This window comes from Vibrio rarus (assembly GCF_024347075.1).
In the GTDB taxonomy this organism is placed as follows: Bacteria; Pseudomonadota; Gammaproteobacteria; order Enterobacterales; family Vibrionaceae; genus Vibrio; species Vibrio rarus.
The window spans coordinates 2,413,794-2,430,252 of sequence record NZ_AP024900.1 but is presented as its reverse complement, the minus strand read 5'-3'; the positions used below and the strand labels follow the sequence as shown (position 1 = coordinate 2,430,252).

General features: G+C 38.4%; 11 protein-coding genes. 8 read left to right on the top strand and 3 right to left on the bottom strand.

Translation table 11 applies throughout. From position 1 onward, the window contains the following. The first annotated feature begins 25 nt into the window (after positions 1–25). On the top strand, positions 26–229 hold the full coding sequence (locus OCU56_RS11060) for a helix-turn-helix domain-containing protein (protein ID WP_261873267.1): 204 nt from the start codon (positions 26–28) through the stop codon (positions 227–229). A 31-nt stretch (positions 230–260) separates the two neighbouring features. Here the strand turns inward: OCU56_RS11060 and OCU56_RS11055 are convergent, their stop codons facing one another. After that, complete coding sequence (locus OCU56_RS11055) at positions 261–1,934, bottom strand: tetratricopeptide repeat protein (protein WP_261873266.1); 1,674 nt, start codon at positions 1,932–1,934, stop codon at positions 261–263. A gap of 154 nt (positions 1,935–2,088) precedes the next feature. On the opposite strand from OCU56_RS11055, the gene OCU56_RS11050 reads away from it, so the two are divergent. From OCU56_RS11050 to OCU56_RS11030, 5 genes are read left to right on the top strand one after another with little or no spacing between them, the layout of a single operon-like run. After that, complete coding sequence (locus tag OCU56_RS11050; RefSeq protein WP_261873265.1) at positions 2,089–2,337, top strand: HTH-like domain-containing protein; 249 nt, start codon at positions 2,089–2,091, stop codon at positions 2,335–2,337. Positions 2,338–2,345: 8 nt separating this feature from the next. Continuing rightward, on the top strand, positions 2,346–5,615 hold the full coding sequence (locus tag OCU56_RS11045; protein WP_261873264.1) for a helicase-related protein: 3,270 nt from the start codon (positions 2,346–2,348) through the stop codon (positions 5,613–5,615). Positions 5,616–5,627: 12 nt separating this feature from the next. Then, entirely contained in the window at positions 5,628–6,389 is a 762-nt protein-coding gene (locus tag OCU56_RS11040; RefSeq protein WP_261873263.1) for a DUF4391 domain-containing protein, read from the top strand. Positions 6,390–6,445: 56 nt separating this feature from the next. Then, positions 6,446–8,305: a site-specific DNA-methyltransferase gene (locus OCU56_RS11035; RefSeq protein ID WP_261873262.1), complete on the top strand. Its 1,860-nt coding sequence runs from the start codon at positions 6,446–6,448 to the stop codon at positions 8,303–8,305. A gap of 10 nt (positions 8,306–8,315) precedes the next feature. Next, positions 8,316–11,495, top strand: a complete 3,180-nt coding sequence (locus OCU56_RS11030; RefSeq protein ID WP_261873261.1) for a type III restriction-modification system endonuclease — start codon at positions 8,316–8,318, stop codon at positions 11,493–11,495. Positions 11,496–11,602: 107 nt separating this feature from the next. On the opposite strand, the gene OCU56_RS11025 is transcribed toward OCU56_RS11030, so the two are convergent. After that, complete coding sequence (locus tag OCU56_RS11025; RefSeq protein WP_261873260.1) at positions 11,603–12,940, bottom strand: site-specific integrase; 1,338 nt, start codon at positions 12,938–12,940, stop codon at positions 11,603–11,605. A 446-nt stretch (positions 12,941–13,386) separates the two neighbouring features. Here OCU56_RS11025 and OCU56_RS11020 point away from each other — a divergent pair, with 446 nt between their 5' ends. Next, positions 13,387–13,944 carry a hypothetical protein gene (locus OCU56_RS11020; protein ID WP_261873259.1) on the top strand — a complete coding sequence of 186 codons (558 nt, stop codon included), beginning with the start codon at positions 13,387–13,389 and terminating at the stop codon, positions 13,942–13,944. Positions 13,945–14,014: 70 nt separating this feature from the next. On the opposite strand, the gene OCU56_RS11015 is transcribed toward OCU56_RS11020, so the two are convergent. Then, positions 14,015–14,722, bottom strand: coding sequence for a DUF6933 domain-containing protein (locus tag OCU56_RS11015; protein WP_261873258.1), 708 nt, complete (start codon positions 14,720–14,722; stop codon positions 14,015–14,017). Between the two features lie 628 nt (positions 14,723–15,350). On the opposite strand from OCU56_RS11015, the gene OCU56_RS11010 reads away from it, so the two are divergent. Further along, a complete protein-coding gene (locus OCU56_RS11010) occupies positions 15,351–16,439 on the top strand; it encodes a type I restriction endonuclease (protein WP_261873257.1) in 1,089 nt (362 codons plus the stop codon). Positions 16,440–16,459 lie beyond the last annotated feature (20 nt).

Genomic DNA, 16,459 nt, shown 5'->3' with positions numbered 1-16,459 from the left:
TAAAAAATATCTATAGCAGGTCATTATGATTAAATGTAACTTATCTCGAATCATGGGTGAGAAGCGACTTAAAATATCTGACGTATCGCGAGATACAGAGATTAATCGAGGTACTATCACTCGCATGTACAATGAAACAGCAACTCGTGTTGACCTAGATGTTATCGAGGTTCTTTGTCGCTATTTGGAGATAGATATTTCAGAACTATATGAATTGAAAGACCATTAAGCGAGTTTGTATAAGTAGAGTCCAAAATGAGTTATGTTTCAGCGTGTTTCTCATAAAAACTCCAAACCAACTCATCTAACTCATCTAGTTTCTGTTGGACTTCTTCTGTGTTGTCAGAGTTTTTTTTGCAGTGGTTATAGTGTTCGCGGGCGGTTATGTAGTTTTTGTCTACTCCCCAACCATTTTGATAGCAACGACCAAGTTCGTAGTGGGCATAGGTTGAGTTTTGGTCAGCTGCTTGCCTCAACCAAAGGATGCTAGCTTGCTCGCGTTCTGGCGTTTCGTTGTGGTATAAAAAGCAAAAACCAAGAACATACATTGCATGTACATTCCCTTTTAATGCGCATCTCTTAAACCAAAACTCCGCTCCTGAAATATCCTTTTTACAAACTTCGCCATTGTAAAGATTCCACGCAACGTTATAAAAGGCTTTATCAATATCATTTTCTGCTGCAATGCAGAAGTATTTGTGGGCGAGCCTATCTTTACCTTCTTTTTCTAGGTGAAGAGCGTATTCGTACGCAGCTTGCGCATGCCCCGAATCAGCGGCAAAACGGTAGTGCTTAGTAGCCTGTGAGGTGTCCCAAAGTAACTCGTTGATTGATTCAGCAAATTGGAAATGGGCTGTCGTATTTTCTCCTTGTGAGGCAATATCTAACAGCTTTAATTTCAATCTGTCATGATTGTATTCATCGCAATTGATATCAAGGTTTTCATCGTAACAATCCAAGTGATGGAATAAATTTGAAGAAATAATGCCGTCTACTACTGATGGATCAGTCTCTAGTATTTCGTAAGCTCTATAGGCTGCTTCTTCAGAGCCAAAAGAAGCTGCTTTGCAAAAGTAATAGAAAGCGGAAAGTTCAAAGCTAATGTCTATACCTACTTCTTCATCGAGTCGTTCTGCTAACTTGAATGCAGCTTCGCTAATTGAGTATTCGTCGGCAAGGATTCGGTATAAGCGATTTGCTTCTAGATCATTGACGGGGCAACCGATCCCCTCCTGATAGCATTTAGCCATCCCAAGAAGGCCATACTCGTCGTCATTTTCTGCTGCACGTTTGAATAATGTTATGGCTTTACTTCTAATATGGGATGAAGCTGATTCTAGATATCGGTTAGCAATATCTACCAACTCGTCAGAAGAAAGTACCTCCAACTTCAATTTTTCTACTGCATGGTAAAAACTTATAGGGAAATCATCGAAGTTGAGCATGTACTCTTCAAGTAGAGTTATGTCCACAACCAATTTTTCTTCGACAGCTTGGACTAATAATGACTGAGCTTTGTGTTTACTGGGAAAAACCGCATCCCCGTACAAGAAACATTCAGATAATTCTAGTAGTTCATCATTTAACCAAAGTGCAGCTGGTTTATAGCCACCTTCTGCAAGCCTCTTGATTTCTCTATACGCAGTTAATTCAGCGCCTTCATCAGTCGCATTCTCATATTGAAGAAGTGATAGTTCAAAGGATGCTGCAACAATGCCTAACGCGTGAGCATCTTCTAAATAACGAACGCCAGTACTTTCGTTTTTTTCAACATAATCACCATCTATATAAAGTCGCCCAAATGCATACAGGGCTTCTGGGTGCTTTAATGAACTTGATTGAAACAAATACTTTATAGCTAAAGATTTATCTGTAGCTGAAGTACCTTTGGTTAGTAAGTCATAACCTTGTCGATAAAGGAAATGTGGTGTCATGTGGAGTACGGTTATTCATAAAGTGAGAATTGGTGGTTACTTTATGTACATTTCCTTGTGGAGTGTCAGAAGAATGTCAGAGCGAAGTGTTATGGCACATTAAGGTAATACTGATTTATCATTAATTTGCTATATTTTCTAAATTAGCAAAATAATGATGAAGCCTATGGATTCCCGAATTATTGATGCAATTAAGTTAGCTATTGAATCAGCCCCTCGTAATCAGTTGATGGCAGAATTACAGATTCAATGCCTAAAGTATGCTGATGAACTACCAAATATTACAGCTAGAGAATTCTGTGAAGTATTGAATTTAAAGCCTAGTTATGGCACTGAATTTAGTAAAATGCGAAATCTTACCTCTCGTCTGAAATCTGCTGGTTTAGACGTAACTAAGCTATAGAGAGCAATATGTTAATTGATAACACCACAGACAAAGTTATAGATGTACTCACAGACAGCTTAAAGGAAGGCGACAAACTGTCTATCATGACAGGTTTGTTTTCAATCTATGCTTTTAACGAGTTAAAAGACGAACTAACGAACTTAAAGTCAGCTCGAATTCTATTCTCGCAGTTTAAGGGCTTTGGAAACGTATCGGATGTAAGTAGTCCTTTCGGCACTTTGCTGGGTGGAGAGTATGAGACTCGCTTTCGCAATCAACTAAATCAAAAAGCTGTCGCTAGAGAGTTCGCAGAGTGGTTGGAAAAAAAGGCGAACGTTAAACTCGTTAGTCAGCCTGGGGCTGTTGGCCGACACATAATTTTATCTGAAGGTGGAGATTTAACCGCTGTAGATGGCGCTCAATTTAATGGTTCGGGTTTAGGTTTAACAGAATCAGCATCTTTTGACATGATTACTCAGGTACCAGCACCACAATCAAACGATTTGTTAGCCTATTTCAACATGGTTTGGAGCGCCAGAGGTCAAGTTAGGGACGCTAAAAAAGAATTACTAACGCAGCTAGAACAACTAACTAAAGACCAACCCGCTAACTTCATATATTTCGTGACCCTCTATAACCTATTTAAAGACTTCATAGGTGAACTGCAAGAAGAGAACATCATTAATACACGCACAGGTTTCAAAGATACTCTAGTGTGGAATAAATTATATAAGTTTCAGAGGGATGGTGTTTTAGGTGCGATTGATAAGCTGTCAAAATATAACGGTTGTATCATTGCAGATAGTGTAGGTCTTGGTAAAACTTTTGAAGCATTAGCCGTTATCAAATATTTCGAGCTTCGCAACGACAAAGTGTTAGTACTTTGTCCGAAGAAGCTTCGTGATAACTGGCTAGTCTATACGCAAAACGATAAGCGCAACTTATTAGCTGACGATAGATTTAATTATGATGTATTAAATCATACCGATATGAGTCGCTTCAAAGGGTACTCAGGGGCAATAAATTTAGAAACGATAAACTGGGGTAACTACGATCTAGTCGTGATTGATGAGAGCCATAACTTTCGTAACAACAACCCTAAAAAAGACGGTAAGAATCGCTATCAAAGGTTACTCGACGATATCATTAAAGCGGGTGTTAAAACTAAAGTTTTGATGTTGTCTGCAACACCAGTGAATAATCGACTAAACGATATGAAAAACCAGGTGGCTTTTATCACAGAAGCCAATGATTCTGCACTCCATGAGCATGGCATTAACAGTATCGAAAGTACGTTAAGAACGGCTCAAAAACACTTTAATGCTTGGTCAAAGCGCCCTTCGGAGGAGCGTACATCTCAAGAGCTTCTAGATACGATTAATTTCGATTACTTTAAACTACTAGATATCTACACCATTGCCCGTTCACGCAAGCATATTGAAAAATATTACGGTACTGAAGATGTGGGTAAGTTCCCAACGCGCCTGTTACCTAAGAATGTAAAATCGGAAATTGATCTACAAAAAGAGTTTCCACCACTGAAAGATGTTAACGACACTATTCGTCGCCTAACTCTGGCATGCTATTCACCAATGCAATATGTAATGCCTAATAAAATTGCAGAGTATGCACGACGTTACGATCAACAAGTGAAAGGTGGTTCGACATTTAAGCAAGTAGACCGAGAGGCTAGCTTGGTTCACTTAATGCGAATTAACTTATTGAAGCGAATGGAAAGCTCTATCTTTTCATTCAAATTAACGTCTGAAAAATTACTAGGCCAAGTAGAGTCGATACTGCGGCAGATTGAGCATTTTAGTCAGCACCTTGCTCCTAGAGTGAATGGTGATTTAACGGAAGAGTTTGTTGCTCCGCCGATTGAAGAGATTCATGATCTTGAGATGGAAAGCCCTGAATTAGCACCATTTATGGTAGGCAAAAAGACGAAGGTTCGATTGCAAGATATGGATCTCATTCGTTATGCACAAGATCTGGGCGCGGACTGTGCTTTTTTACGAGAAATAGTGCAAGAAGCTAGACAGGTTGAAGCCTCACGGGATGCAAAACTTAAGGCATTGAAAGAGTCGATAATCGATAAGGTCAACGCTCCGATTAATGGTTCAAACAAAAAAGTTATTATCTTCTCAGCCTTTGCTGATACAGCAGAATATTTATACGATGAGTTAGCCACTTGGACGCAGTCTCAGTTTGGAATTAAAACGGCCATTATTACAGGGAAAAGAACCGATACTACGCTAACAGATCCAAGAGGTAAGCGAGTTAAAGCTGATCTAAATAGCATGTTGACTCACTTCTCACCTATATCCAAAGAGCGTGAGAAGGTGTTTCCTGAGTTTTCAGAAGAAATAGATATATTGATTGCAACGGACTGTATTTCAGAAGGTCAAAACTTGCAGGATTGTGATTACCTTATTAATTATGACATCCATTGGAATCCAGTCAGGATCATTCAACGATTTGGTCGTATTGACCGACTAGGCTCAGTTAATGACAAAATTCAGCTAGTTAACTTCTGGCCAAACATGGAGCTTGATGAATATATTAATCTGGAGGCTAGAGTAAGTGGCAGAATGGTGTTGCTTGATATCTCAGCTACAGGTGAAGAAAACGTCATTGAGCAAAACGCTGCGGAGATGAACGATTTGGATTATCGTCGTAAGCAGTTAGAGCAGCTTCAAGGGCAGGTTGTTGACCTAGAAGAAATCTCAGGTGGTGTATCCATTACAGATTTAACTTTGAATGACTTTAGAATGGATTTGTCAGACTATTTAAAAGAGCATTTGGATACATTAGAAACAGCACCAACAGGTCTGTTTGCACCTGTTCGTATTGATAGTGCTGATGAGGAGTTATCTAACATTGCTGATGAATTGGAACCAGGTGTTATTTTTTGTTTGAAAGATAAATCAGGAACAGTTCAAGTTGACGAGAGCTATGCTCTTGCACCTTACTATCTCGTTTACGTCTCTGAAGATGAGGAGGTTGTGTACTCCTTCACTCAGGCTAAGCATACTCTGGACATAATCAAAAAACTTTCTAGTCAAGCCAAAAAGCCAGATGAACACGCTTATGCTGAGATAGAAAGAGCAACAAAAAGCTATAAAGATATGAATGAGCAACAACATTTATTGAGCATTGCAGTTGAGGATATAGCGGGCAAAAGCGAAGAGAAAGGAGTTGCGAGTCTTTTTAACCCTGGAGGCACCACATTGACTGGAAACTCAACACAGCAAATTAACGACTTTGAAGTTGTCAGTTACCTTGTGATCGTATAACGGAGAAATACAGTGCAAACCGAATACACGTTAGCCGAGCAGGTGCTTACAGGTTTTGGCTTCCCCAAGAGTACCGAGCTTGGGGTTAAAGTTCCTAAGAAGACTATTACTGATAACACATCACTGACCAGTAATGATAAGCAGTTAATCAAAGATGTTCTCAAATCTTTGGTATGGCGCTATACCATCAAACCAGAAACAGTAAACATTCCCGTTTTTGAAGACGGGGTGCATGTTTATAAAGAGATTGCTGTTTTGCATGTAAAGGTGAAGGACAATACTAAAACTAAGCAATTGTGTAAGCTACTTCATCAGCAGATACCGTACCCAACAGTACTGTTTGTGGAGTTAGCAGATAATGTTTGTGTTAGTTTGGCAGATAAGCGTGTTAACCAAGTTGACCATAGTAAATTAACCATTGAGCATCAGTACGATACTGGATGGGTAGATGTAGGTTTGAAAGAGCCGCTCTATGTTGATTTTTTCTCTGATTTGAAATTTGAAACGTGCTCTGTAGTTAGCCTTTACGACTTTTATTTCAGCTTGATTCAAAAACTTAATGGCTTAGAGGCAGCAAAGAAAACAGGAAAATACAGTACGGGTGTGGAAGAAGACTTAACCCCTTTACTTGTGGAATTAGAGCATCTCGAGGCTCAATTGAGCACTATCCGTAACAAGTTAAAAAAGGAGACGCAGATGAATACTAAAATGCGTCTAAATGTAGAAGCAAAAAAAGTCAAACAAGCGATTTCCGTAATACAAACACAAATCTGACGATTAAATATGGCCGTCAAATCTACTAAGTACATGAATTTTATAGGGTTTAAAAAATGACCGAAATGAAAAAAATCACAGGTAGAAGCCTAGAAGCAAAAAGTTTAGACATAACTAACCAAAACATTGAACATTTAAAACAGCTTTTCCCTGATGTATTTTCTGAAGGAAAAATCGATTTTGAAGCACTGAAAGCAGTGCTAGGTGAAGAGGTTGACGTTTCAGAAGAGCGCTATAACTTTACTTGGAATGGCAAAACAAAAGCTCGACAAATCGCTCAGACGCCCTCCATAGGAACGCTTCGCCCTTGTAAAGAAGAAAGCGTCAATTGGGACACAACAGAGAATTTGTTTATTGAAGGTGACAACCTTGAAGTATTAAAACTACTTCAAAAGTCATACCATAAAAAAGTGAAGATGATCTATATCGATCCACCTTACAACACTGGTAAAGATTTTGTTTATAAAGATAACTTTTACAACAATATTCAAAACTATCTTGAACAATCAGGTCAGGTTGATAGCGAAGGTAATAAGTTAAGTACAAATTCTGACTCATCTGGACGCTACCATTCAGATTGGTTAAATATGATTTACCCTCGAATAAAATTAGCTAGAAATCTATTGTGTGATGATGGTGTCATTGCCATATCAATAAATGAACATGAGGTTGTAAACCTTAGAAAGGTTTGTGATGAAATTTTTGGTGAAGATAACTTTCTTGTTGACTTAATTAGAAAAACCAAATCAATGAATAATCATGATAAGAATGGTTTGAATATTCAAAATGAGAACACCTTAATTTATGCTAAAAATAAAAATCGTATTGTGTTAAAAGGAGATATGAAAGACTTTTCCAAGTATAAAAACGGAGATAATGACCCTAATGGTTTGTGGATGAGTGATAACCCTACAGCAAACTTGGATGGAAGAAAAACAAAAAATGATTATGAGATTGTTAATCCTTATACAGGGACAATAGATATTCCACCTAAAGGAAGGCACTGGGCGTTTTCTAAAAATTCTCTGCCTAATCTAATAGAAAAAGGAAAGGTTAAATTTAGAAAAACAGTAAAAGAGAATGAAAGAGGATTCATCTATAAACGCTATCTAAATGAACTTTCAGAGAAAAATAGCAAAGTTGATAGTTTGTATTTTGTAGACAATAAATATATGAACCAAGTGGCAACTAAGGAAATTAATGCTCTTTTCGGGTTTTCTGCATTTGATTATACCAAGCCAGTATCTTTTCTTAAAAAACTATTGAGTTTTATTGTCGATGATGGTGATTTAGTATTAGATTTTTTTGCGGGTTCAGCAAGTACGGCCGATGCCGTAATTAAGCACTCAGTTGATAATTCTATAAATATTAAGTTTATAATGGTGCAATTACCCGAGATAATAGATAGGCAAGATCTCAGAGAGCTAGGTTTTAATACAGTGTCTTCAATTAGTAAAGAGAGAATTAGAAAAAGCCTAAACTCTGAGAATACTTCTTGCTTTGGAATGAAAGTATTCAAGCTTAGTGAAACCAATATTCGCCCTTGGGATGCAGACTTTGACAACCTTGAACTTGTATTGCAACAAGCAGAGAAATCAATCAAGGCTGATCGTTCAAGCGAAGATGTTCTGTACGAGATCTTCTTGAAATATGGATATGACTTAACTACACCAGTTGAAACAGAAGTCGTAAATGGAAAGACAGTATTTGTTGTTGGTGCAGGCGCACTGTTTGTTTGTTTAGATGATGAAATTACGACTGACACCGTTGAAGGTATCGCCAAGCTGAAAGAAGAGTACGATCCTGAAACGACACAAGTAGTATTCAAAGATGAAGGTTTTGCAGATGATCGAGTTAAGACAAATGCTATCCAAATCTTGAAACAAGCCGCTATTGATGATGTTAAGAGCATATAAGGGGTAAGTGATGTCTGAAATGAAGATAAAATTTAACCCTAACCTCGATCATCAAAGAGATGCGATTAGTGCTGTGGTTGGTGTATTTGAGGGGCAAGAGACTTTCCAGTCTAATTTCTCGGTGTCTAATGCCTTTCAAGCTGATCTGTTCCAAAATAATGACGGAATTGGCGTTGGTAACGCTCTTAGCCTTTTACCAGAAGAGCTGTATGACAACACACGAAATGTGCAACTTGTTAATGGTTTACCGCAAACGGAAACGTCGAAACAAGCTCTACCTAGCCTCGATTTTACCATCGAGATGGAAACGGGTACGGGTAAAACATACGTCTACTTGCGCAGTGCGTTTGAGTTAAATCAACGATATGGACTCACCAAATTTATTATCGTGGTACCGTCTGTTGCTATCAAGGAGGGGGTTTATAAATCCCTTCAAATAACTGAAGAACATTTCAGAAAAGAGTACAAGAACGTTCAATACGATTACTTTGTTTATGATTCATCAAAGCGTGAGCAGGTGAGAAACTTTGCTACGAATGATTATATTCAAATCATGGTAATCAACATTGACGCTTTCAGCAAGTCATTCACTGACCCAGATAAAGAGACCAAAGCAAACTTGATTCACCGTACGGACGACCGCTTGAACGGTATGAAACCGATTGAGTTTATTCAAGCGACTCGCCCTGTTGTGTTAATTGATGAGCCTCAATCAGTCGCTTCTACTGCGAATCGTAAAAAAGCTATTTCTAGCCTTAACCCGCTATGTACGTTCCGCTATTCAGCAACGCTGACTGAAAACCTCAATATGCTCTATAAGCTAGATTCGATTGATGCTTATGAGCGTAAATTGGTTAAACAAATTGAAGTGGCTTCGCTTGAAGTGCAAGACAACCATAACCAAGCGTATATCAAGCTGATTAGTGTCGATAACAAAAAGTCACCTATCACTGCAAAAGTTGAAGTCGACGCACAAACTAAGACAGGCAAGTTGCAGCCCCGCAAGACGATTACCATTAAAAGTGGCACAGACTTGTTTGAAGCGACTAATGGGCGAAGTGTTTACGAAGGTTATATAGTTAACGACATATATTGCAGAGAAGGGAATGAGTACATCGACTTCACTAGTCGTGATGAGATTATCGAATTAGGGCAATCCATCGGTGAAGTTGATTTAGACATATACAAGCGCTTACAAGTCGCTAAAACAGTTGAAGAGCACCTAGAGAAAGAGCTTAAGTTCTTCAAAAAGGTCACAACAGGCGTTGACCCAATGGAACATTCAAAAGTGATGAGCCAAAAAGGGATCAAAGTATTGAGTCTGTTCTTTATTGATAAAGTGGCTAACTACCGAGGTTACACCAAAGAAGGAGTGCCGACACAAGGTAAGTTTGCTCTGTGGTTTGAAGAGGAGTTTGCTGCGCAGCTTCGCAAACCTAAGTACCGTGTTTTGTACCCGTCGGTTTGGGACAAAGATAGTAGTACAGGTAAGTTTGTGCCAAATGATCAAGCGATGAAGGAACTAGCAAGTTCAGTGCACAACGGTTACTTCGCACAGGATAAGAAGAAGGATGCGTCTGGTAACCCGCTCTTTGCCGAGTCAAAGCTCTCAGCCAAAGGTGAGGGTGGTAAAACAGCTGCGGATGAATCTGCTTACAACTTGATTATGAAAGACAAAGAGAAGCTACTTTCTATTGATGAAAAGCTTCGCTTTATCTTTAGTCACTCTGCGCTTAAAGAAGGTTGGGATAACCCGAACGTATTCCAAATTTGTACCCTAAACGAAACTAACTCTGTGATGAAGAAGCGTCAGGAGATTGGTCGTGGTTTACGTTTAGCCGTCGATCAGTCGGGTGAGCGTGTACCTTATGGGTTTGAAGTGAATACGTTGACGGTTATGGCGAACGAATCTTACGAGCAATTTGTATCAGAATTGCAAAAAGAGATTGAGAAAGAAGAGGGCATCAAGTTTGGCGCGGTAGAGAAACATCAGTTTGCCAACATTGTGATTAGCTCTGACAATTACACCACTATGGGTAAAAAGGAGTTTCTTGGCTCTCTGAAATCGGAAGAGATTTTTACGCATCTGCTAGATAAAGGATATATTGATAAAAACGGTAAGATTCTCGATGCATTGAAGACTGATTTAGCGGATAACTCGGTCAGTCTTCCAGAGAGTGTACAACAGCATTCAGAGGCGATTTTGGCGACGTTAGCCAAGGTATCTAAAGGCCTTAGCATTAAGAAATACGAAGAGAAGAAAACAGCGTCACTACGTGAAGACAATGGTAAGCAAATTGTCTTGGGTGAGGACTTCAAAGCACTTTGGGATCGCATTAAGTACAAAACAACCTACCGAGTGGATTTTAGTGTCGGAGAGTTAGTTGAAAATTGCATCAAAGAGATCCAAGCCTCAGTAGCGGTTGCAAGTGCAAAGTTTGAGTATAAAAAAGCCAAAGTTGCCGTTACTGAAGCTGCACTTGAAACTCATAATGAAGAGTCAAAAACTCACACCTATAAGAATAGAAACTACCAACTGCCAGATGTAGTGACTTACTTAGAATCCCACACCAACTTAACGCGAAAGACGGTGGTTCAGATTTTACTTGGTCTAGGCGATAAGCTCGAGGCGTTCAAGAACAACCCACAGCGCTTTATTGAACTGACGGGTGAGGTGATCCGCAAGCAAATGCGCTTGGCTATTGTTGATGGTATTTCTTATCACCGTATCGGTGATGATGACTACTACGCGCAGGAGCTGTTCCAGGAGGAAGAGTTAACAGGTTATCTCAAGAATATGGTTGAGGCGAACAAGTCGGTTTATGACTATATCATCTGTGATTCTGACACTGAGTTTGAATTTGCAGAAAAGCTTGAAATCTCAGCGGATGTGAAGTTGTATGCCAAGTTGCCTGCCTGGTTCAAGATAGATACACCGCTGGGCAGTTACAACCCAGACTGGGCTGTCCTAATAGACAAAGAAGATGGCTTGGGTGAACAGCTATACTTTGTGGTAGAAACCAAATCAAGCATCTTCTCAGATGACTTGAGAGCAGCTGAAAAAGCAAAAATAGATTGCGGTATCGCACACTTTGAAGCCCTATCTAAAGACAAAGCAGGGAACGTTCTCGACAATCCAGCCAAGTTCGTTAAAGCTGATTCGTTCGATACTTTCTCGACGCATATTTAAAAGAAGTAAAGTAAAGCAAGGCGGGTTTTCCCGCCTTTAGCTAACAATTATGAAATATTCTGTATGGCAGTGATACAGAGTCCCCTCTTCAAAATAATTAATATAAATTACTTATCAAGGGTTCTGACTATGGTTTCTGGCTTTTTCCCATGCTGAATTTTTGTTAGGTATATTTTGGGTTTAGGCATGTTTTCCAAGACACGCTTTCCAACTTCGTAAGGCTTGATATCAGAGTAGTACTTCTCAATCATATGAACTGATGTCCCACAGTGACTAGCAAGGTCAATATGGTTCGTCGCATTGAGTAATTGTGTTGTGATGAAGTAGTGGCGACATGAATATAGTGTGTAATCTAATTTACACACTGTCATGTACTGCTTAAAAAATTTACTCCAGTCAAGTTTTAGTTCTATTTTTTCTGGGCGACGAAAAATAAAAGCATCATTTTGTAAGTGCTGAAAAAAAATATCTTCATAGTCACTCCAGCTCATTTTTTTACTAACACTTAAATCCAGACTTTGACAGGTTACTTTAGAGTACTCTGTCTTTGGGTATAAGTCAGGATTAAAAAGCATATGCACCCTGATTATTATCTTCAGAGCCTCTGTTGAGAGCTGTATCATACGGGGCTTACGGTGGTTATCGGTCTTAGTATGAGGAAACTCCAGACGATATATTATGTCGTCTTCGCTAATAACTTTACTAATAGACCCATAAGTAAGGTTATCTATCTCAGCTCCTGGTCGGCAACCAACTTCCAACAGGAAATCGAATGCTAGCTCAAGAAGCTGTCTATTTGTTTTAGTAACCTGACTGTTACTTGCATTGATAAAATTAGAGAAGCCAGATCGAATCAATCTGAGGTGGTCATCAGAGAAAGGAGATCTAGATTCACTCTCATTAAATTTTTTTGGTGCCTTAACTTCAGGGATATCAGACTTCTTAATGAGTTCCTCGTCGTATGCGAGTTCAAAAATATCTTTAATAATTTTTGCTAGATTATTGTATTTAGTTTGATTGGTGGCCAACCCTAAAATTTCTTTAATTTGCTTACTTTTGAATTGATGGATCGAGAGTTGCCCATACTTTGGCAAAATATCGTTTCGAATGCATGAAGCGTGTGTCTTTGACTGAGGGTTTTTTTGAGTACTTTCTTTAGTCTCCTTATCTAGCTTTTTTAGTATATCGTTGCAAATCCTTAATAAATTTGACTTTTTTATGTTGGAGAATATGCTTCCGTCCATATTTTTTTCGAGCATAAATTGATGAGCATATGCTTGTTTCTTTGCCTCATTAACGTCGTCTGTTTTTAGGCTGAACCGCTTCTCGATCTTTTGATTCTTGTATTCACCTCTGATGTAGATATAGTAGTTATTACTTTGCTTTTGTTTGTAGATCGCAAGCCCTCGAGCAAGTTTGATATAATTTTTTAATTCATCACTCATTTTTATAGTTTCTTTCATAGTATTATTAATTGATTTTAAGCTATTGTTTTATAAGGTGTCAACTTGTAGGCGGTACCTTCAAAATCCGTTGCCGAAAGGCGTGGCGGTTCAAGTCCGCCCACCGGTACCATATTTAATGATAAAGCCTCGACTTATGTCGGGGCTTTGTTGTATCTGGCATAAGCAAAAGTTCATCCTTAATCACTTCCTGCTCTCCGGCAACATGAATCTCGACGTGTTTACCCTGATATGGTCAAAAATTTCAACGCGGTTATCAAGTGTTTTAACTACCTAGACTGAGCAGAGGTTTACGACGTTTGCTATCAATTGTGTAAAAAGAAAGATCCTCATCGCATTAGATCATACGTGCCTCTTTATATGATTGAAGTTTTATATGTGACTGTGCAAGATACCTATCTGATATGAGCAAATGGAGTTTGTTTTCTATGAAGGTAATATTTGTCGATGCTGAAAATATTGGGGTAAAACAGCTTGAGAAGATCAATGCTACGATTGTCGATAAGGTGTTTGTATTTTCAAAATCTGATGCAGTAAGGTTGGTCTGCGAAAAGTCGTTATATCATTTCTTGAGCGATTACCCTACAGGTCAGAATCAGGCTGACTTTTATATCATTGCTTATCTATCAAGAGTGTTGCTCGCAGTGGATAAGAAGCAATTAGGTTCTACGCATTTTGAGTTATACAGTAACGATGAAAGCTTGATCTCAGCTTTCGAGTTTCAATGTGATGTACTCGGTGCAAAGTTTGCGTGTATTCGCTCTAGAGATAATACCGTTGTTCCAATCGTCTCCCCAAAGGTTGAACCTGCAACGGCACAAGAGATGTTACTAAAGGCTTTAAAGTCACCGCACTCGCTTGATCCATCTCTGCAAAGTCGTCTTGGCCTTTCTAAATCTGAGTTCACTAAAGCGGTGAATGAGTTATGTAGCACGAACCAAATTAAACGCACGGCAAATAGTAAGAAAAAATGGATTTCCTGTTAAGAGGGGGGAGTTTGGCGGCGAAGCAATTAACAAGCCTTAGCACACACCACTTAATTTAAGGTGGGGTTGGTTATTTATTGAGGTTGCGCTTGTAAGTACTTAAATCGACGACATTACTCATATCAAATGGGCTACTTTTCAGTGGCCACTGTCGCCATTGATCAACGAACTCTTTAGAAGGGAAAAAGTGCGACTTTTTGTGTTTGCTATTACGGGGAAACTGGCCTGTAAAAAAGCTAAAGCCAAGTAGGTCAATATCTTTAATTAACATTCCATCGTCATGGCATTGACGCTCAAGATGCCAATAAACGTCATTTAAGTGTGCTTGTACGCTACGATCACCTCTAGGGTGAAATACACACTCATCCACTTCTCTATCGTAATACTCAATACACAGCTCAATTTCTGTATTATCAACACCACTTTCTATGGCTAGAGAGTGAAAGCTCGTCTTTAGAAGTGGTTCAAATGTATTTAGAAATTGATAAATATCACCTTTTGCTCCCGCTAACAAAGTGATACAAAAACGACTCTCATAATCCATCACCATTAGGTACTTTTTGCGTTTAATGGATACACAGTGAAGTACCCAGTGCCACTGAGAACTATCACTTGCTATCATCCCAAGTTCGCTCGGAAAAATAGGGTTTTGCACCGACTCTTGTATGGTCTTATGGGGTGCAGGCACTAGGGGCGACTCTTTCTGGCCATGACGGGTAACGGTAAAAAACTCAGCCGCGGCTTTAGTGCAGTTAAAGACAAGCAATTTAATAGTCATTTATTACTCTATGTTAAGTGTCGTTTAATACATGGTGTTTGATATCTATATGACATTTGTAGCATACAAAATCAAGCTTATTGTTGTTAAGGGAGTTCTTTACGATGTTAATGAAAGAGCCTGCAACAAAGTCTGTGAGTGAGCAATGCCATTTCAACGTTAAAATGCCGTACAAAATGGTTTGATAGAGAAACGTAAAGGTATGAAACTTGCTGTTTGTACAAGCGTTCAAGGTCAAGGACTAGGGGGAGGGAAGTGCCGTTTAGGGCATGCAATAGACTGGCTTATTTATCCTCTGGTGATGTTGGTGTTTATGCATTATTTTTGCAATCCAGAGCAGGGAAAGAAGACTTCTATCTGAAATTAGGGATGATTCGTGCGAAACTCCAGCCTGATATATTTCTCTTTGCGCTTGAGCCGTGTGAGCTTGGATTAAAGAATCTTAAAATATAATAACTGCATAAAGAAGTTGGGTGAGATAGTGACCGTCTTATAAGTACTAATGTGGTTGTTCTGCCAGTAACTTCTACAGAGTATGTATTTAATAAAATTTTCAAACTGTTCCTAGACGATTAATATCCATTTGGTATTATGTGCTAATTGCTGTCTAAATTTAAAAGGTAATACTATGGATTTTATTGAACGTTTACAGGGACTATCTAAAAAAATAGCACAAACTGGTTCAAGATTAGAAACAGAAGAGGCTACAAAGAATGCTTTGATAATGCCTTTCTTACATACAGTTCTTGGCTATGATGTTTTTGACCCAACAGAAGTTGTTCCAGAGTTTAATGCAGATACAGGAACTAAAAAGGGTGAAAAGGTAGATTATGCACTTCTTAAAGATGGAGAAGTACAAATACTAATTGAATGTAAAAAATTTGGTGAAAAGTTATCTACCAAGCATGCAAGTCAATTATTTCGATATTTTTCAGTAACTAATGCTCGAATTGCAATCCTGACAAATGGTGAAATATACGAATTTTATACAGATTTAGATGCTCCAAATAAGATGGATGATAAACCTTTCTTGACTCTTAATATGACGGAGATTGATGAACATATCGTTCCAGAAGTTAAGAAGCTAACTAAATCATCTTTTGACGTTGACTCTGTTGTAGATGCGGCTGGTGAGTTAAAGTATTTGAATCAAATTAAAAAAGTACTTCAAGAACAATTTAAAAGTCCAGAAGAAGACTTTGTTAAGTTTTTCACTTCAAAAGTATATGATGGTGTTCAAACGGCAAAGGTGAAAGCTCAGTTTTTAGATATAACATCTAAAGCATTAAAACAATTTTTAAATGATAGTATTAATGATAGATTAAAATCAGCGATTGGTCGTAATGAAGATGTTTCAGTTAATGTAAAACCACCAGAATTAGAAGCTGAAATAAAAGAGGAAGTATTAGAAAATAATAAATCAAAAGTAGTAACTACTGAGGAAGAAATAGACGGATTTAATATTGTTAAGGCTATTCTTCGAGCGAAATTAGATGTTTCTCGTATAACATCAAGAGACACTCAGAGTTATTTTGGTATATTACTTGATGATAATAATCGTAAGCCTTTATGCAGACTGCATTTTAACTCCAAGCAAAAATATGTTGGTGTTATAGGTGAAGATAAAAAAGAAGTTCGTCATCCAATAGAAACGTTAGATGATATATATAACCTTTCTGATCTGTTGCTTGCACAAGCATCTAAGTATGAAGAGTAAAGAGTTAGGGAGGTAACCCC